21 protein-coding genes are annotated in these 22,343 nt (G+C 38.5%); 14 read left to right on the top strand and 7 right to left on the bottom strand.

The annotated features are described in order from the left end of the window. Positions 1-245 (top strand): cytochrome b/b6 domain-containing protein (locus B4237_RS07580; RefSeq protein WP_286942509.1); only part of this gene is annotated, 245 nt, incomplete at its 5' end. Between the two features lie 41 nt (positions 246-286). Here B4237_RS07580 and B4237_RS07575 read toward each other — a convergent pair. The 4 genes from B4237_RS07575 to folE2 are packed head-to-tail and all read right to left on the bottom strand — an operon-like array spanning position 287 to position 3,532. Continuing rightward, on the bottom strand, positions 287-1,642 hold the full coding sequence (locus tag B4237_RS07575) for a dihydroorotase (RefSeq protein WP_278595653.1): 1,356 nt from the start codon (positions 1,640-1,642) through the stop codon (positions 287-289). Beyond that, positions 1,632-2,192 (bottom strand): carbonate dehydratase, encoded by a 561-nt coding sequence (locus B4237_RS07570; protein WP_023012467.1) that lies wholly within the window; start codon positions 2,190-2,192, stop codon positions 1,632-1,634. Before B4237_RS07570 ends, B4237_RS07575 begins: the two co-directional genes overlap by 11 nt. Before the next feature lie 21 nt (positions 2,193-2,213). After that, the gene (gene hisI, locus B4237_RS07565) at positions 2,214-2,633 is read right to left on the bottom strand and encodes a phosphoribosyl-AMP cyclohydrolase (RefSeq protein WP_061392715.1); all 420 of its coding nucleotides are present in this window, start codon (positions 2,631-2,633) and stop codon (positions 2,214-2,216) included. Then, positions 2,627-3,532, bottom strand: a complete 906-nt coding sequence (gene folE2 / locus B4237_RS07560; RefSeq protein WP_278595652.1) for a GTP cyclohydrolase FolE2 — start codon at positions 3,530-3,532, stop codon at positions 2,627-2,629. Before folE2 ends, hisI begins: the two co-directional genes overlap by 7 nt. Before the next feature lie 110 nt (positions 3,533-3,642). Between folE2 and B4237_RS07555 the strand changes: the two genes are divergently transcribed. The 3 genes from B4237_RS07555 to B4237_RS07545 all read left to right on the top strand — a co-directional run bounded on the left by B4237_RS07555 (position 3,643) and on the right by B4237_RS07545 (position 8,556). Continuing rightward, a complete protein-coding gene (locus B4237_RS07555) occupies positions 3,643-4,374 on the top strand; it encodes a D-Ala-D-Ala carboxypeptidase family metallohydrolase (RefSeq protein WP_278595651.1) in 732 nt (243 codons plus the stop codon). A gap of 104 nt (positions 4,375-4,478) precedes the next feature. Next, a complete protein-coding gene (zigA, locus tag B4237_RS07550) occupies positions 4,479-5,702 on the top strand; it encodes a zinc metallochaperone GTPase ZigA (RefSeq protein WP_278595650.1) in 1,224 nt (407 codons plus the stop codon). A gap of 388 nt (positions 5,703-6,090) precedes the next feature. Beyond that, positions 6,091-8,556, top strand: coding sequence for an acyl-CoA dehydrogenase (locus tag B4237_RS07545; protein WP_278595649.1), 2,466 nt, complete (start codon positions 6,091-6,093; stop codon positions 8,554-8,556). Between the two features lie 50 nt (positions 8,557-8,606). Here the strand turns inward: B4237_RS07545 and B4237_RS07540 are convergent, their stop codons facing one another. Beyond that, the gene (locus B4237_RS07540; protein ID WP_278595648.1) at positions 8,607-9,905 is read right to left on the bottom strand and encodes a sigma-54 interaction domain-containing protein; all 1,299 of its coding nucleotides are present in this window, start codon (positions 9,903-9,905) and stop codon (positions 8,607-8,609) included. A gap of 192 nt (positions 9,906-10,097) precedes the next feature. On the opposite strand from B4237_RS07540, the gene B4237_RS07535 reads away from it, so the two are divergent. The 10 genes from B4237_RS07535 (at position 10,098) to B4237_RS07490 (ending at position 21,084) form a co-directional block, all read left to right on the top strand. Continuing rightward, positions 10,098-10,784, top strand: coding sequence for an MBL fold metallo-hydrolase (locus B4237_RS07535; protein ID WP_007482998.1), 687 nt, complete (start codon positions 10,098-10,100; stop codon positions 10,782-10,784). 12 nt (positions 10,785-10,796) lie between these two features. Continuing rightward, positions 10,797-12,452, top strand: a complete 1,656-nt coding sequence (locus B4237_RS07530) for a bifunctional protein tyrosine phosphatase family protein/NAD(P)/FAD-dependent oxidoreductase (protein WP_286942504.1) — start codon at positions 10,797-10,799, stop codon at positions 12,450-12,452. Positions 12,453-12,560: 108 nt separating this feature from the next. Then, on the top strand, positions 12,561-13,370 hold the full coding sequence (locus B4237_RS07525) for a sulfite exporter TauE/SafE family protein (protein ID WP_136459333.1): 810 nt from the start codon (positions 12,561-12,563) through the stop codon (positions 13,368-13,370). Between the two features lie 220 nt (positions 13,371-13,590). Continuing rightward, complete coding sequence (locus B4237_RS07520) at positions 13,591-14,577, top strand: acyl-CoA desaturase (protein WP_061392723.1); 987 nt, start codon at positions 13,591-13,593, stop codon at positions 14,575-14,577. After that, positions 14,574-15,863: an NAD(P)/FAD-dependent oxidoreductase gene (locus B4237_RS07515; RefSeq protein ID WP_278595646.1), complete on the top strand. Its 1,290-nt coding sequence runs from the start codon at positions 14,574-14,576 to the stop codon at positions 15,861-15,863. The genes B4237_RS07520 and B4237_RS07515 overlap by 4 nt, the downstream gene beginning before the upstream one ends. After that, positions 15,863-16,678: a DUF1365 domain-containing protein gene (locus B4237_RS07510; RefSeq protein ID WP_136459329.1), complete on the top strand. Its 816-nt coding sequence runs from the start codon at positions 15,863-15,865 to the stop codon at positions 16,676-16,678. The genes B4237_RS07515 and B4237_RS07510 overlap by 1 nt, the downstream gene beginning before the upstream one ends. Continuing rightward, positions 16,653-17,852: an SAM-dependent methyltransferase gene (locus B4237_RS07505; protein ID WP_136459327.1), complete on the top strand. Its 1,200-nt coding sequence runs from the start codon at positions 16,653-16,655 to the stop codon at positions 17,850-17,852. Before B4237_RS07510 ends, B4237_RS07505 begins: the two co-directional genes overlap by 26 nt. 34 nt (positions 17,853-17,886) lie before the next feature. Next, positions 17,887-18,666: a DUF1295 domain-containing protein gene (locus B4237_RS07500; protein ID WP_278595645.1), complete on the top strand. Its 780-nt coding sequence runs from the start codon at positions 17,887-17,889 to the stop codon at positions 18,664-18,666. 8 nt (positions 18,667-18,674) lie between these two features. Continuing rightward, positions 18,675-19,724, top strand: a complete 1,050-nt coding sequence (locus B4237_RS07495) for an SAM-dependent methyltransferase (protein WP_286942498.1) — start codon at positions 18,675-18,677, stop codon at positions 19,722-19,724. Positions 19,725-19,755: 31 nt separating this feature from the next. Next, entirely contained in the window at positions 19,756-21,084 is a 1,329-nt protein-coding gene (locus tag B4237_RS07490; RefSeq protein WP_278595643.1) for a sensor histidine kinase, read from the top strand. Here the strand turns inward: B4237_RS07490 and B4237_RS07485 are convergent. Beyond that, entirely contained in the window at positions 21,081-21,776 is a 696-nt protein-coding gene (locus tag B4237_RS07485; RefSeq protein ID WP_061524914.1) for a response regulator transcription factor, read from the bottom strand. The two genes, B4237_RS07490 and B4237_RS07485, sit on opposite strands and share 4 nt — an antisense overlap. A gap of 15 nt (positions 21,777-21,791) precedes the next feature. Further along, positions 21,792-22,268, bottom strand: a complete 477-nt coding sequence (locus B4237_RS07480) for a chalcone isomerase family protein (protein ID WP_374974063.1) — start codon at positions 22,266-22,268, stop codon at positions 21,792-21,794. Between the last annotated feature and the right edge of the window lie 75 nt (positions 22,269-22,343).

Raw genomic sequence — 22,343 nt, 5'->3', positions numbered from 1 at the left:
GGTTTGTTGTACCCGTGATGGGCTGGTTGGCACTTTCTAGTATGACTACCCAATTCGACTTATATTCGATGCAACTTCCTTTAGCACGGCTGACAACTTCAAATCATTTGATTGGCGAAGCTCATCAGTTTCTGGGAAATATGTTTATTTTCTTTGTGGGTTTACATGCTGCCGCAGCTTTGGCACACCATTTCATATTTAAAGATGGTGTGCTCAAAAGTATGCTTGCGAAGAATGATAAATAGATATTGTGGGCAAGATTCGATTTTCTGAAGATCTTATTTAGTTATCTATTTATTTCTAAAGCTTGTCCCTGACAATTTAAAAATAATTGTGATTGATGCCAAGCCAACTGTCCTGAAACGATTGTTGTATCTACGTTATATTGGAAAGTTTTATTTACAAAAGGACTCCAATTACAGCGCATATAGTTGTGTTGATCTTTCACGGCTAGCTGTAGTTTATTTTCTCTGAGTAAGACTAAATCAGCCCAATAGCCTTCACGAATATAGCCTCGATCTTTGATTTTAAATAGATCAGCGACGTGATGAGAGGTTTTCCGAACCATTGTTGCGATATCTATTTTTTTATCTGCAACCAATTCCATTAGTACAGGGATTGCATGTTGCACTAAGGGGAGACCTGCGGGTGCATCTAAATAGCTTTGTTGCTTTTCATCCCACGTATGCGGAGCGTGATCAGTACCTATAATGTCCAAACGATTGCTTTCAGCAATTGCATTAATCAGTGCTTCTTTGTCCTGTTGGGTTTTTATTGCAGGATTACATTTAATTAGATGTCCAAGATCCGCATAATCTGATTCATCAAAGCTCAAATGATGAATACATACCTCAGCAGTAATATGTTTTCGGTTTAAAGGTAAGTCTTTAAATAAACACAGTTCTTTTGCAGTCGTAATATGTAAGACATGCAACTGCGTACCATACTTTTCTGCAAGTGAAACAGCTAGTTTGGAACTTTCAAAGCAAGCATATTTATCTCGAATTTTGGGGTGCATTGCTGCTGGAATATTTCTTCCATATTTTTCTAAAAATAGTTTTTCTTTGGCTTTGATGCGCGGTGTATATTCACAATGAGTGAGTAAAATAGTCGGGACATTGGCAAATAAACGTTCCAAAATTGTAGGATCATCTACCAGCATGTTGCCCGTGGATGCGCCCATAAACACCTTTACGCCACTCACCAGTTTTGGATCGAGTCGTTCCACAACCTCTAAATTATCCGCACTCACACCCAAATGAAATGCATAATTTGCCATGCTATGTTGTGCTGCAATTTGCTTCTTGTGCATCAACGTCTTTAGATCGAGTGTCGCTGGATTGGTATTGGGCATATCCATATAACTGGTAATGCCACCAATCACCGCAGCAGAGGACTCAGATGCAATACTTCCTTTTTGCGGTGAGCCAGGATCTCGAAAGTGAACTTGATCATCAATCATGCCAGGGATGAGCCAATTGCCATCAGCTTCAATACTTTTTGCATGAACAATACCTGTTATATTGGATTGAATTTTTTCAATCCGCCCATGACGAATCAGCACATCACTGATTTGTTGCTGCCCTTCATTCACGATATTGGCATTGTGAATGATAATGTCTGGAGAATTTCTAAAACTCATTGTGCAGTGCCTTGTAGCCTTTGACCAATTCAATATTGGTCGTAACCACACTTTCAGAAAATTCACTGATGGAAATGTCGATTGGCGGATAAAGCGCTAAATCTGTTTGAGGGTTGATATAGCTCATGGCAGGTACATAAAAATGATCAGGTAAATCACGACCATCTACCACAGCATTGTGTCGAATCGCACTATGATTTCCAATTTTGCAGTTGAATAACACACTGTTAAAACCGACAAAAACATGATGTCCAATACTGCAAGGCCCATGAATAATAGAACGGTGCGCGATAGATGAGCTCTCGCCAATGATTACGGCTGCACCAGCTTTTGAATGAATCACAACACCGTCTTGGATATTAGAGTTTGCGCCAATTACGATGGGTTCCATCTCACCATTTTCATTTGTTTCATCTGCTCGAATGACGGCATAAGGACCAATAAAAACATTGGCTTGGATAATCACTTTACCGCAGATAATCGCAGTTTGATCAACATAGGCTGATTCATCTATAACAGGAAGATGTCCAGAAGGATTTTTACGAAGCATAGAAAGTCTACATCCATTAAATTAAAGTGTTGATTCGCTAAGAATGGTAATTTGATGATTGCCGATTCCGAGATAAAAACAGCTTGGACGATTGGTATGACAAGCAGGGCCATGTTGACGCACCAGAAATAAAATGCTGTCACCATCGCAATCGAGTCTGGCTTCAACCAAAAATTGCCGATGTCCTGAACTTTCGCCTTTACGCCATAAACATTGACGTGAACGAGACCAATAGCAAACTTGTTGCTGAGTTAGTGTTTCTGTTAAGGCTTCGGTATTAACCCAAGCCAGCATCAGTACTTCTTTGCTGGTACTATCTTGTGTGATTGCAGGAATGAGCCCATCTTGATTCCATTTGATCTGCGAAAATACATTATCAAAATCAAATTTTTGCCCTATAAAACCCTGTTCCATATGTTTAAAAATACATGCATCTACCATTGCCATGAACCTTGAGCAACTGCATCATGCGCATGTAGGCTTTCTGCATGAATGACTTTGAAATTGAAGCCATTTATATATTGATGATGAATAAATGTGCTGTATAAACGTCTTAAAGCATCTTCACAAAACATTAGATTTTGTCCATTAGCGATTGCAAAAGCTTGCTCATCGATGCGTTTAACCGCCGTTTGAACAGGTGTCATGAGGGCTTGTTCCGCCTGATTAATAAATAAAATCAGTGGAATATGCTTGATCTCTTGGTTTAATTTAAATTTTAAAATGGCAAAACTTCTTTGACTGTGTGGTGTTGCAGCAATCGCATCAGTGGTGCTTAACCAATTCAAAATTTCTTGTTGATCTAGCTGTATCTCTTGGTTTTGTAATGCAGAGTTAAAGCGTTGCTGAATAATATTGCGTGATAGTGCAGCGGAGCATGGGCAAGTAGATGAATAAGGAATTTTAACTTTTAACTCGGCGGTAAATTGATCTTTGATTAGCTGACAGGTCAACACAAAAGGGTAGCTTTTCCAACCTGATAACTTACTGATTAGCGCAGGACGTTCGATATAAAGTTCACTATGGATCTCAATTTTTGCATTGGTTGATAATCCAGTATGACTCGCTAAAAAATCTTGTAGAGCAACTTTAATATCTAGCAAATTTAGGTTTTTAATCGTGCTTAATTCTAAAAGGCGCGTGTATAAACGAGACATATGAATGCCTTTGGCTAAAGGATCGTCCAAGCTGACGTAGGCATTTATTTGGCTTTGGCATTGGGTCTGTTCTATATAAAGTGGCAGTGCAATGTTCTCCATGCCAACCCAATCTAAAGCATGGTTATGGTCTTTTGGTTGTATCGATTCAGCGGAAATATCTGGGAGTAGTGCAAGATTCATTTGTAAAGAGTGCTTAAGTTGTAATGCATATTGTTATGTTATAACATAACAATATGCATCGGCAAGTTCGCTGCGTGTCAAAATCATTGTTCACGTATAACTGAGTAAAAATGAATAGAGTTTGTATTTTTGGACTGAGTTTGTGTTTATCAGCTTGTCATCAAGCGAGTGTTTATTCGACACAAAAAACGCGTACAAGTCAGCAGTTGCAGCGATCAGACATTCAACAACAAACGATTTATAAAACCCAAAAAGCTGTTTCACCAAGTTATTTAATTTGGAGAAATGCGCCTTTACATCAACAGCAAATCTATAAATATAAGCATTTCTTAAAAAGCCAAGGGTTGAATTTATATATTCCTGATGCCGAATTTTTTCAGACAGCGAGGGATTGGCAAAAATGTAACTATCCAGAATATGAAGTTCCGCCACAGGAACTTTGGAACAACATCATTCCAACGTTAAATATTCTTCATCAGTTGGTTGATCGAAAGATCGTGACTGATTTTTCAGTCACTTCGGTGTATCGAAGTTATGCATTAAATCAATGTGCTGGTGGGGCAGGTTCATCAAAGCATGTGTTCAATGCTGCATTGGATTTTCGTATTGGTGCTGAAAATCCAGATATTGCAGAGCAACAGTCTATTCAAGAAACAAAAGCAAAGTTATGCCAGTTTTGGCTTGATCATGGTGAAGCGCTAAGCATGGGCTTAGGCGTGTATGAGTCAGGCCAAATTCATATTGATAGTGCAGGTTATCGAACGTGGGGTGTAGATCATCGCTACACCTCATCTCCTTGTATGAAAGATTCTTTAAACCATCAGCATCAATCGCCAGCTTAAAACGGTCTATGGCTCAGCAATCAATATGAGTCAATTTAATGATGCTGATGGATGCATTAATTTACCAAGATGAAATCTAATTCCGTTAAAAAGTGAGAAAGCCAATGAATCATTCTTTAGCCACTCCCGAAAAACTACCAGTAACAGTGCTTTCTGGTTTTTTAGGTGCAGGTAAAACGACTTTACTGAACCATATTTTGAATAATCGTGAAGGTAGAAAAATTGCGGTAATCGTCAATGATATGTCTGATGTCAATATTGATGCGGCATTGGTCAGAGATGGTGGAGCAGAGCTATCCCGAACAGATGAAAAATTGGTAGAAATGAGCAATGGCTGTATTTGTTGTACTTTAAGAGAGGATCTTTTGATTGAAGTGCGCCGTTTAGCGCAAGATCAGCGATTTGATCAACTAGTGATTGAATCTACAGGAATTTCTGAGCCATTGCCAGTTGCTGAAACATTTACTTTTGAAGATGAAAATGGTGTTTCACTCAATGAGTTCGCTCGCTTAGATACGATGGTGACAGTGGTAGATGCCTTTAACTTTTTAAAAGACTATAGCTCAATCGATAGTTTACAAATGCGTGGTGAGTCATTGGGTGATGAGGATCAAAGAAATGTTGTTGATCTATTGATTGATCAAATCGAATTTTGTGATGTGATTATATTAAATAAAGTTGATCTGATTAATGAAGATGAAGAACAAAAGCTGTTTGGAATACTACATTCATTGAATCCACGGGCAAAAATAGAAGTCTCCGAGTTTGGCCAAGTAAATTTAGATCGCGTTTTAAATACTAATTTATTTGATTTTAATGCGGCTGCCCAAGCGCCGGGTTGGCTCAAAGAGCTACGCGGTGAACATACACCTGAAACAGAGGAATATGGAATCCAAAGTTTTGTCTATCGAGCAAGAAGACCTTTTCATCCGCAGCGTTTTTTTGATTTTATCAACTCAGAATGGAAAGGGGTCATCCGCTCAAAAGGATTTTTCTGGTTAGCATCTGATCCTGAGTTTGCAGGTTCTTGGTCTCAAGCTGGAGCAATGGCTCGGCATGGTGTCGCAGGTTATTGGTGGGCTGCCGTGCCAGACGAACATTGGCCTGAAGACCCACAGAGTCGAGAAGCGATTCAGAAAAATTGGAATGATCAGACAGGTGATGCGAGACAAGAAATCGTTTTAATCGGTATGGAAATGGATCAAGAGGATTTAATACAACGATTTGATGCTTGTTTGCTGGATGACAATGAAATGTTACTAGGCGTAGAAACTTGGCAGAATTTTGAGAATCCATTTCACGGTTGGACAGATATGATTGTGAATTAAGATATTTTTAATACCTAGGCATTTTATTAGTTATTGTAGAAACATTCTAAAATCAAAGTTTGGAATGTTTCTTCCGAGTATTTTCCGAAAAATTAACCTTTTGAGGGATATTCTTGTTGAATCTTTCTGTGATCATTAATTTTAATATATATTAAAATAATTTTATTAAATATCTGTTTTATCTATTAAATGTTGAGTGTCTGGATTATAAAATATAGTTTCATCTCGATGGGGTTGTGTAATATTTAGTAGCTAAGTTAAATATTAAAAAAACAAACTGTACAATCAAAATTCACTCTTTTTTCACTTATCCACCTCTAAGTTCAAACGTGTAGTAATTCAAATAAATTAATTTTCCTTAGTTCAAGTTGAAAGCAAAGGAGCAACTATGACTCTATTATTGATATTGCTTAGCTTGTTGATTCAGTTTGTAATGTTGTGGGCTGTATTTTATTTCGAACTCAATCGAACAATTGGTAGTATTGTTTCCATCGTTATCGCTATTTTATGTAGTGTATTGATCACGCCGTGGAGTTTATTGGTCGGTATACCGATTATTTTAATGAGTGTGATTTTATTAATCCCTGCATTGCGTGAAGCACTGATTAGCCGACCTGCGTTTGATGTGTTATCCAAAGCCATGCCGAGCATGAGTAGCACTGAAAGAGAAGCTTTGGATGCGGGTACCAGTTGGTGGGAAAAAGAGTTATTTATGGGGGCACCAGACTGGCACAAGTTTGATGAATATCCCTATCCAAAACTTTCTGAAGAAGAACAATCCTTTTTAGATAATGAAGTACAACAACTATGTTCAATGTTGGATGAATGGAAAATTCATCATCAAGATAAAGATTTACCGCCAGAAGTTTGGCAATTTATTAAAGACAACGGCTTTTTAGGCTTAATTATTCCAAAGTCATTTGGTGGTAAAGAGTTTACGCCTTTTGCACAAAGTCGCATTATGAGCAAAATTGCATCACGCTCTTTAACCGCTGCTGTGAGTTGTATGGTGCCAAATTCATTAGGGCCAGGTGAGTTGTTATTGCACTATGGAACAACTGAACAAAAGCAACGCTATTTGCCGGGTTTGGCAGATGGAACGGAGATTCCGTGCTTTGGTTTAACCAGCCCAGAAGCGGGTTCGGATGCAGGGGCAATCCCTGATACAGGCGTCGTCTGTTACGGGAACTATCAAGGTCAAGAGGTCCTTGGTTTGAAAATGAATTTCTCGAAACGCTGGATTACGCTTGCGCCTATCGCGACGGTGATTGGTTTGGCATTCAAACTTTATGATCCTGATGGCTTATTGGGTGATAAAAGTAAATATGAATATGGCATTACCTGTGCATTGATTCCATCAAGCCACGAAGGTATCAAAATTGGCGCTCGACATAATCCGGGTGCACCGTTCATGAATGGTACAGTTGAAGGTAATGACGTCTTCATTCCGATAGATTGGATTATTGGTGGGCAGGAGAATGCGGGTAAAGGTTGGCGCATGTTGATGGAGTGTCTCGGTGTTGGTCGTGGGATTTCATTACCAGCCTTGGCGACTGCTGCGGGTGAGATGAGTTATCTGCTAGTCGGTGCATTTGCGAGTGTAAGACAGCAGTTCAAAGTATCAGTTGGACATTTTGAGGGTGTACAAGAAGCGACCAGTGATATTGCAAGTGATGCTTATATGTTGGAAGCATTTAGATATTTAGTCACTTGTGGTTTGAATCAAGGTGGTACGCCTGCGGTAATGACAGCAATGGCAAAATACTATGCCACTGAAACTATGAGAAAAGTCATTAATCATGGTATGGATGTTGTCGGAGGACGTGCGATTCAACTTGGTCCACGTAATTTCCTTGCATTAACTTATCAATCGATTCCTGTTGCAATCACTGTTGAGGGTGCGAATATTTTAACGCGCTCATTGATGATTTTCGGTCAGGGTTCAATGCGTTGTCATCCTTATCTGTTTGAGGAGCTACAACTGCTGCAATCTGATGATAAGCAAGCGGCTTTGAAACAGTTCAATCCTTTATTATTTAAACACCTTGCTTATACATTTAATCGTGCAGCAAAAGCAGTTGCTTTTGGTTTTACGGGTGGTACAGATCAAGCTTCGAAACAAGCAGATGATTTTTCTAAACCCTACTATGCCTTGATTAATCGTTTGAGTGCAGACTTTGCCTTAACTGCGGATATGGCGCTTGGGCTTTTGGCAGGTGATTTAAAACGTAAAGAGATGCTGTCTGGTCGTTTGGCAGATATCCATGCACATTTATTTATTACGACTGCAATTTTAAAATTCTATGAGCATGGTCAGCGTACTGATGCTGAAAAGAAACATGCAGAGCTTGCATTAAATAAAGCACTCTACAATGTACAAGAAGCCTTTTATGGTTTCTACGAAAACTTCCCTGTGAAGATTGCAGCATGGTTAGTGAAATTGATTTGTTTCCCATTTGGTCGCCCGATTGATAAGCCATCTGATCAGCTCAAACAAGAAGTTGCACAGTTATTGCTGCGTGAAAATCCGTTTAGAGCAGACTTGAAGAAGCATGTCTATTACACAACCGAAGCAGATGATGTGATGGGGCGTATGGAGTCGACTTTCCAAATGCTGCTTGAAGTGCAACCGTTATGGGATAAGTTCAAAAAAGCCGAATCTAAAGATCAGTTCAAAGGTTTAGTGTTTGAAGAGCGTGTTGCAAATGCCGTCGAGCTTGGATTTATCACTAGCACTGAAGCTGAGCAAATCTTGCAATATAATGTGAAGCGTTATGACAGTATGCTCACCGATATTTTTGATGAGCATCTGGAACATGATTTACCACTTGAGAATCCACATTTGAAAAGTTGATTGAAGTGGAAACTAAAAAGCGAGTCATTTGGTATGGCTCGCTTTTTTATTCATAAATTAAACTTTTTCCGATAGCGCCAAAGTGTAGTACGGCTCATATCCAAGGCTTTAGCCACTTGATTAAGATCATAATCATATTTGATTAACATCTTACGAATCATATCTTTATTGATTTTATCTGAACTATGCATATGTTCGGTTGTGTGTATCATCAAATCAGACGGTATATGTGGATTATCAATAATCTCATCTGGCAAATCACAAAGCTCAATTTCAGGTTTTTCATTTGCCATCGTAATGGCATAGAGCAGGGTATTTTTTAATTCACGTACATTCCCCGGCCAGTCGTAATCAATCAAGGCATTTAGTGCATCATTTGATAGTGAGGGAGTATGCTGAAAAATGGTTTGCTGCTCGCTTAAAATGAAGTTTGCAATCAGTGGAATATCTTCTTTTCGATCACGTAAAGGTGGAACAAAAATGGGAATAACACGCAGGCGATAAAGCAAGTCTTGACGGAAACGACCAAGTTTGGCTTCTTCTCTTAACGCGCGATGCGTAGCGGTAATAATACGGACATTGGCTTTGATTGATTTCTCACCACCTAAGGGTGTGAATTCACCAGTTTCTAATACACGTAGCAGTTTTGCTTGTAACTCTAAGGGAATTTCAGCGATTTCATCTAAAAAAAGTGTTCCACCTGCGGCACGCTCAAAAACACCTTTATGCTCTCGAATTGCACCTGTAAAAGCACCTTTGACATGTCCAAATAATTCGCTTTCCAAGATATTTGCGTTCAATGCAGCACAGTTAATCGCAATAAACACTTTATTCTTTCTTTGGCTATAGTCATGTATAGCCTGAGCAACCAGCTCTTTACCGCTTCCAGATTCACCACGAACCAATACAGGGAACTCAGTGATTGCAACGCGTTGAATAATTGAAAACATTCGCTGCATTTCAGGTGATTGGCTATGAAATGTTTCCGATAAACTTTGAATGCTTTGCTTTGGCAGTGTTGTTTCAACCTGTTGCAATAGCTGAACCAAAAATAATGTTCCCGTGAAATTTTGATCTAAAACATGAATGTTATGTCGATGACAGAACAATTCGCTTGAGCCATTTGTAGATTTAAAATTAAATTTTCCAGTATCTAATGCGTTATTCAATATTTGCTGTTTGCTTAACGCTGAGATCGAAGGATTAAGCCTTGTTGATTTGAACTCATAAATTATAGTCGAATCAATGTGATCAACGATAAAAAGGGCACAGTCAGTAATGAGCTGCTGCAAATAACCCAAGAAATTTTCCAAATCAACTTGAGTTTTAAAATCAATGAGTTGAGTCATTGTGTTTCGTTTCATGTTTCAATGTTTGAATTATTGAAACATGAAATGAAAGAAAAGTGAAACGTAGTCTATTCTGAATTTTAAATATTATTTATTAATATATTGTTTTATTTGAATATAATTAAAAATGCAAAGAGTTGGCATCTTGTTTGCAAAATATGAATATAAGCAAGCAGATTGAGATTGATTCTAATGATATTCCATCAATTTTTCGAAAAAGAAAGTTCTACTTATACCTATCTCATTGCATCAGAACAAACGCATGAAGCTGTATTAATTGATCCAGTTGCTTCTGAAATTGAGAGCTATGCGAAAAAGTTAAATGAACATAATTTAACATTGGTATATAGCCTCGATACGCATGTACATGCAGATCATGTCACAGCAGCTAATTTATTAAGAGAAAAATTTGGCTGTAAAACAGTTTTACATCGTCATTCAGGTGTGGCGTGCGGAGATATTTTTATTACAGATCGTAGTGCAATACGTGTCGGTGAAATCTTAATTGAAGCTCGTTATACACCGGGTCACACCAATGCATGTACCAGTTATGTCGTTGATGGCATGGTATTCACAGGTGATGCACTGTTAATCGATGGTTGTGGTCGCACCGACTTCCAAGAAGGGAGTGCTGAAACTTTATATGACTCTATTCATCAACAGATTTTCACATTGGCTGATGAAACGATTGTGTATCCGGGACATGACTATAAAGGTCGTTTGTCATCGACCGTTGGGCATGAGCGTTTACATAATGCTCGATTAGGGCAAGGAAAATCTAAACAAGATTTTGTACAGATTATGACGAATCTCGATTTACCTTATCCGAAAAAGATTGATATTGCTTTACCTGCCAATAAAGCCTGTGGACAAGCATAAGGAATAAATGACATGGAATTAAAGCGAGTTAATCAAGAGTTTTTTGTTTCGGATCAAATTAGTCAGCAAGATATTGCTGAAATAGCGGCAAAGGGTATTCGAACAATTATTTGTAATCGTCCTGATGGTGAAGGTGCTGATCAGCCTAATATCATCGAGATCCAAGAAGCTGCAATTCAACATGGGATTCAATTGGAATATTTACCTGTGGTCAGCGGTCGTGTGACTGATGAACAGGCAGTTGAATTCAAAGAACTTTATCAAAAGTCACAAAAGCCACTTTTAGCATTCTGTCGATCTGGTACTCGTTCAATTACTTTGTGGGCGTTGTCACAGGTTGTAGAGCAAAGTCTTGATCAGATGTTGTTGCAAGCCAAAGCACTTGGTTATGATTTGCAAGGTTTAGTGCCTCGTATTCTGAAACAGAATCCTAATCAGTTGAATAATATTCCTACATTTTCTGTGGTGATTGTGGGGGGCGGGGCTGCTGGAATTTCAGTTGCATCGAGTTTACTATCAAGACAGTCAAACCTAGATATTGCGATTATTGATCCAGCAGAGATTCATTATTATCAACCGGGCTGGACGATGGTCGGTGGCGGTATTTTCCCACCTGAAAAAACGGTTCGTACTATGGCGAGTTTGATCCCAAAACAGGTGAATTGGATCAAAGCTGCTGTTGCTGCATTTGACCCAGACAATAAACAGGTTTTATTGGAAGGATGTAAGCCAATTAATTATGAAGCTTTGGTTATTTGCCCCGGATTAAAGTTGAATTGGCATGGTATCGAAGGCTTAGTTGAAACACTGGGTAAAAATGGTGTGACTTCGAATTATCGTTATGATCTTGCACCATATACGTGGCAGTTAGTGAGTAGCATGAAGCAAGGTAAAGCGATTTTCACGCAACCGCCGATGCCAATCAAATGTGCTGGCGCACCGCAGAAAGCCATGTATCTGTCAGCAGATCATTGGCAAAAACAAGGTGTACTCCAAAACATCAATATCGACTTTTATAATACAGGTGGTGTGTTATTTGGTGTGCAAGCGTATGTTCCAGCTTTGATGGAATATATCAAACGCTATAACGCAAATTTGCACTTTAATCATCAGTTAATCAAGGTCGATGGTGTTCAAAAGCGTGCTTGGTTTAAGCTGACTGAAGGAGAGAATAGTTCGGTAATTGAAACTGATTTTGATATGTTGCATGTTGTTCCACCACAACAAGCACCTGATTTTATTCGAGCAAGTAATCTTGTCGATGCTGCGGGTTGGGTGAGCGTAGATCAACATACCTTGCAGCATACAAAATATCCTTACATCTTTGCCTTGGGCGATGTGATGAATGCGCCAAATGCTAAAACTGCTGCTGCTGCCCGTAAGCAAGCGCCTATCGTTGCAGTGAATGTGTTGCAGTACTTAAAAGGCAGTAACCAGTTTGCTCAATATGATGGTTATGGTTCGTGTCCACTTACGGTCGAGCGTGGGAAAATCGTACTTGCAGAGTTTGGCTATGGCGGAAAGTTATTACCAAGTTTTCCAAAATGGTTCTTGGATGGGCAAAAACCAACTCGTATGGCATGGCTATTAAAAGAGCAAATTCTCCCACCTATGTATTGGGATGGCATGTTGAAAGGGCATGAGTGGCTGGTTAAACCAAAACTCTAGCCCATTTCTCTTAAATCTAAACCCCGTTTCTGCGCTAGCTTTCAATCGAGAGCTAGTGAGGGAAACTCATGCTGAAAAAAGCAATCTATCTCTTATAAGAGGTCTTTTATGGATATGTGGTTATTGGTCTTAGAAGGTCTTGCAATCGGATGCTTACTTGGGTTGACAGGAGCTGGCGGCGGAATCTTGGCTGTTCCTGCACTTATGGCGAGTCAGGGCTGGACGGTTTCACAAGCTGCGCCTGTAGGATTACTGGCTGTTACACTCTCTGCATTTGTTGGAAGTATTCAGGGCTTATTTAAAAAAATCGTAAGATACCGCGCTGCGATTTGGATTGCTCTGATTAGTATTCCTTCGGCACGCTATGGTGTTCATCTTGCCAATATCATTTCTCCAGTTTGGTTAAGTCTCGCATTTAGCTTGGTTATGTTGATCGTCGCTTATCGTATCTTTTTTAACAAAGTAAATGATTTAGAAGACCCGCCATGTAAGGTGAATCATAGTACAGGCAAGCTAATTTGGAATGTGAAGACTGCTTCAGTTTTAGGTTTAATCGGTGTAATAGCTGGTTTGCTCACAGGTCTACTTGGTGTTGGTGGGGGCTTTGTGATCGTACCTGCTCTTAGAAAAGCAACTGATTTGGATATGCGTAGTATTGTTGCGACATCCTTGATGATTATCTTCTTAATCGGCGGTGTCAGTATTTCAATCCATGTACTTGATGGCTTTCAATATCCGCTAATTGTGACTTTAAGTTTTGTATTGGCGTGTATTGTTGGGATGCTAGTAGGCAGAAGATTGATTAGCATGATTGATCTTAAAACAGTACAGAAAATTTTTGCTACGGTCGTGATCAGTGTTGCCGCGTATCTGATGTGGACCAGTTTAGCAACGTTGATTGCCACCCAACTTGCTTAGTTTTTTTTCAGCAGTAATTGAAAAACAAATAAATAAAATAAAGCCTAGCTCAAGTGAGTTAGGCTTTACTCATTACTACATTTAAATTTATGTTTATTTTGCATTTTTATATTATGATGAAACACATGTGACAGACTTGATCGGTTCAAGCTTCACATAAATTTCATATCACTTTTATTAACATGATAACGATAAAAAAATAATGGGTCAGGAAGAATCAATGTTTAAATTTCTTCTGCGATGGGTAGATAGTTGGTCCTTCAAGCAAACTTTAGAGACAAATGAATCTGACATTTCACATCACGTAAAAGACACTCAAATTCAATGGTTGAGAATCATACCGTTTATTTTATTGCATCTGGCATGTCTTGCTGTGTTTTGGGTTGGAGTTTCTTGGTTTGCTGTCATGTTCATGCTGATGTTCTATTTCATCAGGATGTTTGCAATCACTGCTTTTTTTCATCGTTATCTATCGCATAAAACATTTCAAACCTCTCGACCTTTTCAGTTTTTGTTTATCTTAATTGGAACAATGAGTGCCCAACGAGGGCCTTTGTGGTGGGCTGCGCATCATCGCTATCATCATCGTTTTACGGATACTGAACATGATCCCCATTCATCTCATCATGGCTTTTGGTATAGCCATGTGGGGTGGTTTTTAAATGAGCAAAACTTCTCAACGCGAAAAGAAGTCATCAAAGATTGGCTCAAGTTTCCTGAGATTGTTTGGCTCGATCGTTTCAGTTTACCAGTGGTATTGTTCACTGCCATAGCGATCTACTTATTTGGAAATTGGTTGAATGTTGCTCATCCCAATTTAGGAACATCAGGACCTCAGTTACTGGTTTGGGGATTTGTAATCTCGACAGTGTTATTGATTCATGCAACCTTATGCATCAATTCTCTGGCTCATTTATATGGGCGTCGCGATTTCGAAACCAAAGATAACAGCAGAAATAATCTTTTCCTTTCAATTATCACCTTAGGTGAGGGTTGGCATAATAACCATCACTATTATGCAGGGAGTACCCGTCAAGGTTTCTTTTGGTGGCAAATTGATGTTACTTATTATCTATTAAAAATAATGTCTTACACAGGTTTGGTCTGGGGAATAAAACCTGTACCGCAACGTATTTACACAGAATATCACCAACAACGTGAAAGCATAAAAATCCACACTAAAGTGCAAAGTCGGGAGTCTTCATGAAAATTGCAATTGTAGGCTCAGGTATTTCAGGAATGTATGCGGCATGGAAATTGTCTAAACATCATCAAATTACTGTCTTTGAAAAAGAAAATTACTTTGGTGGGCATACTGATACGCATGATTTATGGATTGATCATCAGAAAGTTGCTGTTGATAGTGGCTTCATTGTGTTTAATGAATATAACTATCCACTATTCACTGAAATGCTGAATCAATTAGGTGTTGAAGCCCAAAATAGTGATATGAGTTTTTCAGTCAATAATTTAGTAACTGGTCTGCAATACAACCCATCAAAAAAATGGTCATTATTGACTCGACCTCAGAATTTTATAAATCCAAATTTTCGAATCATGTTGTCTGATTTGATGCGTTTTTATCAAGAAAATAAAGACATTGATGTGGCTGCTTATGAACCACATTTGACCATTGAAGATTATTTGAATCGTAATGATTATTCTCAAGTTTTTAGAGAAGAACATCTTTATCCAATGTGTGGTGCGTTGTGGTCTAGTCCAGTTGAGCAGGTTGGAAAAATTCCTTATAAATTTGTGGTGAGTTTTTTTCAACATCATCGTATGTTGCAGTTAAAAGAACGTCCACAATGGCAAACTGTGAAGGGCGGTTCAGCAAGTTATATTCAAGCCATTCAAGCACAATGCCCATCCATCCAGTGGAAGCATGGTGCAGTAAAACAAGTCCTCCGAACAGAAGATTCAGTGACGATTGTGTCAGCGCAAGAAGAAGAGGAATTTGATTGGGTGATTTTTGCTAGTCATGCCGATGATACTTTGAAACTCATTGATCAGCCGAGTGCGGCAGAGCAAGAGATTCTTGGTTGTTTTGATTATCAAGATAATAAAATGGTAGTGCATTGCGATACTTCGATTATGCCGAAACGTAAATCGCAATGGGCAAGTTGGCATGTGCATGTTACTGCTTTAGATGTTACTAAAGGAAATAGCAATAACGATCAGATCCACTATGGTTTTACCTATTGGATGAATAATTTGCAGAATTTAGCGTGTAAGACACAGATTTTTGCAACGCTCAATCCTAATATGCCAATCTCAAGAGAAAAAGTGTATGTAGAACGCCATTATCGTCATCCAGTATTTGATAAAAAAGCGATAGCCGCACAATCAGATTGGTCTGAAATTAATGGTAGAAATCGTAGCTCTTTTTGTGGTGCTTATTGGGGCTGGGGGTTTCATGAGGATGGAGCGAGAAGTGCTGAACGTGTTGTCGCAGAAATCTTAGAGATGGTAGAGAAATTGGAGGTGGCATAATGCATCAACCTTCGCTTGCGATTGCAAAAGCGCATATTCGTCATCGCCGTTTTTTTCCTAAATCACATGATTTCAAGTCATGTCTGAGCTATTTATATTTTGATCCTGATGAAGTTGAACAGCGCTTTGAAGAATCCAAACTAAGTTCGACCAAAGCTTGGAATGTTTTAACGCTGGATGAGGATGATTTTCTAAAAGGCTACACGGGAAATATTCGGGAAAAAATCAAAAAAATAATTTTGCAGCAAAACGATACGATTTTATCGGCACAATCTCATATTCGAGTCTTGGCATTACCCAGAACCTTAGGTTTTCGCTTTAACTCAGTGGTTTTTTATTTCATTTTCAACACTCGTTATGAACCCCAATTTATATTAAGTGAGATCACTAACACGCCGTGGAATGAAACAAAAGTGTATGTGCATGATTGTCGGCAGAAATACATTGATCATCAGCAATATCAAGGTTTTCAGTTTGATTTTGAAAAGTCATTCCATGTCTCTCCATTTATGCCGATGGATATTCAATATAAGTGGAAATTTAATTTTTCAGATCAACAAAATGTGATTTATATGCAGCTTTACCAGTCCCAAAAGCTGATTTTTGATGCAACGATGCGCTATGAACTAGAGGACATCACAGTTCCTTCACAGCTAAATCGCTATGCTATTCATCATGTCTTTGAACCTTTCAAGATGTTGGCTTCGATTTATGTACAAGCTTTTCATCTCTGGCGAAAAAAGGTTCCATTTTATCGTCACCCTAAAAAAGATAAGGACTTAGAACAAAATGATGAAAACGCTTATTTTCGGTGAACAAGATTCGTTGCCGTTTGTTTTAAAAAGTCTGATGAAGCTTCGTCATGGCCAAATTCATTTTCGTGGAGAATGGAATGGTTCTGTCGGTGAGGTATCTGATTTAGAAGCTACGATAGACATTCATAATAAAGATCTAATTGAACTGATTTTTAAAAACGGTGTTCTAGGTGCGGCTGAAGGCTATATTCGAGGCTATTGGAGCAGTGAACAGTTGGTCGAGCTGATCCAAATCTTGGCACGCAATCGTCATGTTTTAGACAAAATAAATCAAAATGTTATTTCTCAAGCTAGCCAAATGATTCTTAAAGCTTGGTATAAAACTAGAAAGAATTCATTAACGGGTAGTCGTAAAAACATCGCGGAACACTATGACTTAAGTAATGATTTTTTTAAATTGTTTCTTGATCCTTCGATGATGTACTCCAGTGCAGTCTATAAAAATAAAGATATGACATTGGAACAAGCATCTGATTATAAAAAAGAACTTATTTGTCAGAAACTTCAATTAAAACCGATGGATCATTTGGTAGAAATTGGGAGTGGTTGGGGCGGTTTTGCAATTTATGCAGCTCAACATTATGGCTGTAAAGTGACGACGATTACTATTTCTCAAGCGCAATTTGATGAGGCGACTCAGCGTATTGCAGCGGCGGGATTAAGCCATCGCGTAGAAGTTCAGTTAAAAGATTACCGTTTATTAGACGGTCAGTTTGACAAGCTGGTTTCGATTGAAATGATCGAAGCAGTAGGCGAACAATACTTATCAACTTATTTCAATAAATGTCGATCATTGTTAAAACCAAATGGTTTGGGTTTGATTCAAGCCATCACTATCGAAGATGCTCGTTATAAGAAAGCACTTAATACGGTGGACTATATTAAGCGCTATATTTTCCCTGGTAGTTTTATTCCTTGTATTAGCGTGCTCACACAAGCTGCTTCTGAGCAGGGATTACGTTTGAAACATCTTGAAGATATTGGTTTGAGTTATGCAGAAACCATTCATCAATGGCGTGAGCGTTTTTTAGAAGCCAAATCACAGGTTTTAGCTTTAGGTTTTGATGAGAATTTCATTCGCATGTGGGATTTTTATCTTTGTTATTGCGAAGGTGGCTTCAAAGAAGGCGTGATCAGTGATGTACACCTGTTGTTTGAAGCAAGTCCTTATTAATTATATATAAATTTTAAACATCAAGGAGGCAGTTATGATATGGCAATTGTTTTTACTTGATGTGGTGGTGATGTGCTTATGCTGGTTATGGGCAACAAAAAATCATCGTGCTGGTATTGTCGACGTGGCATGGAGTTTTTGTATTGCGCTCAATATTTTCATTACCGCTTTATGGGTTGAGTTAGCACCGATACAAATTAGATTATTTATTGGTGTTATGAGCTCGATTTGGTTTCTGAGATTGAGCTGGCATCTATTGCGTCGTTATTTGGCTGAGGATGAGGAAGATCGTCGCTATGCCAACATGCGTAGAGCAATGGGAAAATATCAGCATTTGGGCTTTTTTACTTTTTTCATGTTCCAAGCAGGTTTAGCTATTTTATTTAGCATTCCGATGTGGAGCTTATTGAATGTGCCTGAAGCTGCTTGGAGTGTTGAAACGAATGATTATGTGATTATCGCTGGCATGATCATGATGATTGCATTTGTTGGTGAAGTGATTGCAGATCAACAGCTATATCGATTCAAACAAAATCCAACAAATCACGGTAAAACCATGGATCAAGGCTTGTGGAGATACTCACGTCACCCAAATTATTTTTTTGAATGGATGCATTGGTTTGCTTATCCGATCTTAGGTTTAGCTGCTGGACTATATAGCTTATGGATCTATCCATTATTGATGTGGTTATTTTTGTACTACATCACAGGGATTCCATTTAGTGAACAACAAGCATTAAAAAATCGTGGAAAAAATTATTCCGATTATCAAAAACGAACTTCTATGTTTATTCCGTGGAAGCCCAAACAGTAGGTACGCTCATGGACTTTATTATTCAAAAATCATTAAAACTTGTAGAAAGCGGTTTGGTGCCAGATCAAGCGATTCGTGCAGCCATACGCGCCTTGAGTAAAAAACGCCTGATTCAGGAAGGACGCTATGATCCTGAACAAGGTGCTCAGCGCTATATGGATGTGCTCAACATGCTGAAGCACAGTGAAATTGCCATCGAAACTGACAAAGCCAATGAACAGCATTATGAGCTGCCAACGGCTTTTTTTCAGGCTGTTTTAGGAAAGCGACTAAAATATAGTGCGTGCTTTTTCCCGCATGACAAAACATCACTAGATGAGGCAGAAGAATTTGCGCTCAGAATCTATAGTGATCGTGCTCAATTAAATGATGGTCAATCGATATTAGAGCTTGGTTGTGGCTGGGGTTCATTGACATTATGGATGGCTGAGCAATATCCCAACGCAAGAATAACTGCAGTTTCAAACTCAGCAACGCAACGTCAGCACATTTTGGCGGAAGCAGAAAAGCGCGGTTTGAATAATATTGATGTGTTGACCTGTGATGTGAATGTACTGGAGTTACAGGAAAATTCTTTCGATCGGGTCGTTTCGGTTGAAATGTTTGAGCATGTCAGAAACTATCAACGGCTATTTGCCAAAATACAATCGTGGTTAAAGGCAGATGGTTTGTTATGGTGTCATATTTTTTGCCATCGTTTTTTACATTATCCATTTGAAATAAAAAGTGAATATGACTGGATGTCACGCTATTTCTTTACAGGCGGATTAATGCCAGCGACGTCAACCTTTTTGCATTTTCAGGAACACTTAGAACTTGAACGGTATTGGCAGTGGTCAGGCACACATTATGAAAAAACAGCAAATGCTTGGTTGGAAAATATGGATCGAAACAGTGAACAATTAAAGCCATTGTTTGAACAAGTTTATGGCCAAGACGCCGAAGCATGGTGGCAACGTTGGCGTATTTTCTTTATGGCTTGTGCTGAAATGTTTGGTTTTGAACAAGGTCAGGAGTGGGTCGTTGGACACTTCCTGTTCAAAAAGAAAACAGTATAATTAAAAATAGATTCTATTGAACGGTCAACCTATGTTGAAAAGCAAAAATAATGAGACAAGTACACATCCACTCACGGAGATGTTTAATCGTCATTATTGGCTGCAAATTGGGTTGATCGCACTTTCGATTATCATCGGTATTGCTTGTAGTGCATGGGTAATCAAAGGTTCGTTACTTAAAACGGCACTTGAGCAAGAGATGGAACATTATTGGATGCGAGTTGATCGCAATCCAAATGCAGATTTACCAGATACTAAAAATCTGTATGGTTATCGTTGGGAAACACAAACCCCGCCACCAGCATTTAAAAATCAAGTATTACAGCAAGGCGTACATCGAATTTTTGTCGATGGTAAAGAGCGGATGACGGTTTACGGTGAGCGAAAAGGGCAACATGTGCTGCTGGTGTTCGGCGAAAGTAATGTTAATAAAATCGTCTGGATGTTTGGTCTTGCACCACTCATGTTTAGTTTGATTGTTCTGTACAGTTTTTTATGGTGGTCGAATCGCAGAGCGCGTCGCTATTTTTCTCCAATCACACGTTTAGCAAATGCTTTGGAACATATTGATTGGGCGCATCAAAATAAAGAAGCTTCACCATTTTTAGGTATAAATACCAATGGCAATATGGAGGCTGAGTATCTAAAACAGGCTTTAGAAAAATATCATCAAGTGCTGAGCGAGTTTATTAATCGTGAAAGAGAGTTTACAGGTGACGTGAGCCATGAATTACGTACACCTTTAACTATTCTCAAAGGCAATGTGCAGCTTTGTCAGGCACGATATGGCCATGATAAATCATTGAATCGTATTTCAAATACCATTGAAGATATGCAGCTTTTGGTTGATACCTTATTAGCAATCGCTAGAAATACCACCAATACACTGACTGCTGAACAGATGCTACTGTCGAACATTATTCAAGATTTAGTCAATGACTTAGAACCCGTGAGTCAAACCAAAGGAATGGAAATCAAGGTGCAATATGACCCACATGAGTTTCCGCGATTGATTCATCCTTCGATGACTAAAATGGTTTTAAGTAATATCCTACGAAATGCACTGAATTATTCTCAAGGTACAGATATTCATATCATTCAACGCAAGAATAGTATTGTAATCGCAGACAATGGGATTGGCATTACCATGCCGAATGATTCTAAAGTTCAGGAATTGAGCACTTCTCAATTACAACTGACTGCCAAAGGTCATGGAATAGGATTACAACTGGTACAAAAACTCTGTAATCAGTTAGGGTGGAGAGTTGAATTGTTTGATCGGCAATATTATTTAAATACACATCCGCATCTAAGACTCGAAAATACCACTGGTCTTATCGTGGTTGTGTATTTCAATTAATGAGCTTCAGTATCGAAAGCAACTTTAAGCCCGACACCTGAAATGGTGTGAATTAATTTTTCTTCAAATGGCTTATCGACCATTTTTCTTAAATTATAAATATGACTGCGTAACGCATCACTTTCAGGTTCTTCATCCCCCCAAAGTTCGATAATAATTTCTTGTTTTGTAATGACTTTTGGCGAGTTTCTCATCAAAATTTTAAGTAATTTGAATTGAATACGCGGTAATTCTATAGCTTGACCAGCACGGGTTACAGTTTGAGTTGAACTGTCTAGAATAAGATCATGGATTTGGATTTTACTGGATGATACTTCACCCAATGAACGTTTGATCAATGCTTTGACACGCATTACAAGCTCATTAAAATCAAAAGGTTTGACTAAATAATCATCTGTGCCAGCACTAAAGCCCTTTAATTTGTCATCCAAGGTATCTCGTGCCGTGAGCATTAAAATAGGAATGTCTTTACCTTGATCCGTTCTGAGCCATTCGCATAAATCATATCCAGAACCATCAGGTAAATTAATATCAAGTAATAGGAGATGGTAGGGCTGAGTTTTTAGAAAATTACGTGCTGCATCTAAATTACGTGCATGATCAATGACGAAACCATGTTCCTCTAAAAATTCGCAAACCGTAGCGGCAAGTTCGTAATGGTCTTCGACCATAAGAATAAATTGATTGCTCATAATCGTTTGATCAAGTTATTGATTTAGTAGTTGTTGCTTTAATTTAGCATTAAATGGAGAACTACCAAACCATATTTTAAAGTATTGATTGGCTTGTTGATCGGTAATTGAACCTAATGGTTTTTGGTTGAGAGAAAGACTTAATGTTTTGTTGAGCTGATTATAATTTAATGAATATAAATCACCTTTTTTTACAGGCTTATATAATTCAGTAATTTGATTTAGAACGGAATTATTAGAAAAATTGGTCACATTCTTTTTCAGGAAATGTGTTGCAGCCCGTTTAAATGCCCATTCTGGAATATTCTGAGTATAAGTGAAATCTAGGCGAATATTTTGATTTTCCCAATTTTGATGGCAGTTGTTTGCGTAATAACTGACTGAACCCACATTTTTACTCGTTACTAAAAGGGGGGCAGTTTTGCAAATTTGAATATTTGCATGTGCTAATTTAATCGGGATGAGAAGGAATAAAATACATAACCTAGTCATTATCGAAATTAAACGAGTATTCATTCACTACCTCAATATTTGCTGCCTATTTAGTTATAGCTGTTTAACCTTCAG

The organism is Acinetobacter sp. UBA6526 (genome assembly GCF_002434875.1).
Lineage (GTDB): Bacteria > Pseudomonadota > Gammaproteobacteria > Pseudomonadales > Moraxellaceae > Acinetobacter > Acinetobacter venetianus.
The sequence above is the reverse complement of the archived record's forward strand: the minus strand, read 5'-3'. Positions and strand labels throughout refer to the sequence as shown.

What these genes read in the sequence shown, in the direction of transcription:
- B4237_RS07575 (WP_278595653.1), bottom strand. Translation starts at nt 1,642, where the DNA reads ATGAGTTTTAGAAATTCTCCAGACATTATCATTCACAATGCCAATATC.
- B4237_RS07570 (WP_023012467.1), bottom strand. Translation starts at nt 2,192, where the DNA reads ATGCTTCGTAAAAATCCTTCTGGACATCTTCCTGTTATAGATGAATCA.
- hisI (WP_061392715.1), bottom strand. Translation starts at nt 2,633, where the DNA reads ATGGTAGATGCATGTATTTTTAAACATATGGAACAGGGTTTTATAGGG.
- folE2 (WP_278595652.1), bottom strand. Translation starts at nt 3,532, where the DNA reads ATGAATCTTGCACTACTCCCAGATATTTCCGCTGAATCGATACAACCA.
- B4237_RS07555 (WP_278595651.1), top strand. Translation starts at nt 3,643, where the DNA reads ATGAATAGAGTTTGTATTTTTGGACTGAGTTTGTGTTTATCAGCTTGT.
- zigA (WP_278595650.1), top strand. Translation starts at nt 4,479, where the DNA reads ATGAATCATTCTTTAGCCACTCCCGAAAAACTACCAGTAACAGTGCTT.
- B4237_RS07545 (WP_278595649.1), top strand. Translation starts at nt 6,091, where the DNA reads ATGACTCTATTATTGATATTGCTTAGCTTGTTGATTCAGTTTGTAATG.
- B4237_RS07540 (WP_278595648.1), bottom strand. Translation starts at nt 9,905, where the DNA reads ATGACTCAACTCATTGATTTTAAAACTCAAGTTGATTTGGAAAATTTC.
- B4237_RS07535 (WP_007482998.1), top strand. Translation starts at nt 10,098, where the DNA reads ATGATATTCCATCAATTTTTCGAAAAAGAAAGTTCTACTTATACCTAT.
- B4237_RS07530 (WP_286942504.1), top strand. Translation starts at nt 10,797, where the DNA reads ATGGAATTAAAGCGAGTTAATCAAGAGTTTTTTGTTTCGGATCAAATT.
- B4237_RS07525 (WP_136459333.1), top strand. Translation starts at nt 12,561, where the DNA reads ATGGATATGTGGTTATTGGTCTTAGAAGGTCTTGCAATCGGATGCTTA.
- B4237_RS07520 (WP_061392723.1), top strand. Translation starts at nt 13,591, where the DNA reads ATGTTTAAATTTCTTCTGCGATGGGTAGATAGTTGGTCCTTCAAGCAA.
- B4237_RS07515 (WP_278595646.1), top strand. Translation starts at nt 14,574, where the DNA reads ATGAAAATTGCAATTGTAGGCTCAGGTATTTCAGGAATGTATGCGGCA.
- B4237_RS07510 (WP_136459329.1), top strand. Translation starts at nt 15,863, where the DNA reads ATGCATCAACCTTCGCTTGCGATTGCAAAAGCGCATATTCGTCATCGC.
- B4237_RS07505 (WP_136459327.1), top strand. Translation starts at nt 16,653, where the DNA reads ATGATGAAAACGCTTATTTTCGGTGAACAAGATTCGTTGCCGTTTGTT.
- B4237_RS07500 (WP_278595645.1), top strand. Translation starts at nt 17,887, where the DNA reads ATGATATGGCAATTGTTTTTACTTGATGTGGTGGTGATGTGCTTATGC.
- B4237_RS07495 (WP_286942498.1), top strand. Translation starts at nt 18,675, where the DNA reads ATGGACTTTATTATTCAAAAATCATTAAAACTTGTAGAAAGCGGTTTG.
- B4237_RS07490 (WP_278595643.1), top strand. Translation starts at nt 19,756, where the DNA reads ATGTTGAAAAGCAAAAATAATGAGACAAGTACACATCCACTCACGGAG.
- B4237_RS07485 (WP_061524914.1), bottom strand. Translation starts at nt 21,776, where the DNA reads ATGAGCAATCAATTTATTCTTATGGTCGAAGACCATTACGAACTTGCC.
- B4237_RS07480 (WP_374974063.1), bottom strand. Translation starts at nt 22,268, where the DNA reads ATGACTAGGTTATGTATTTTATTCCTTCTCATCCCGATTAAATTAGCA.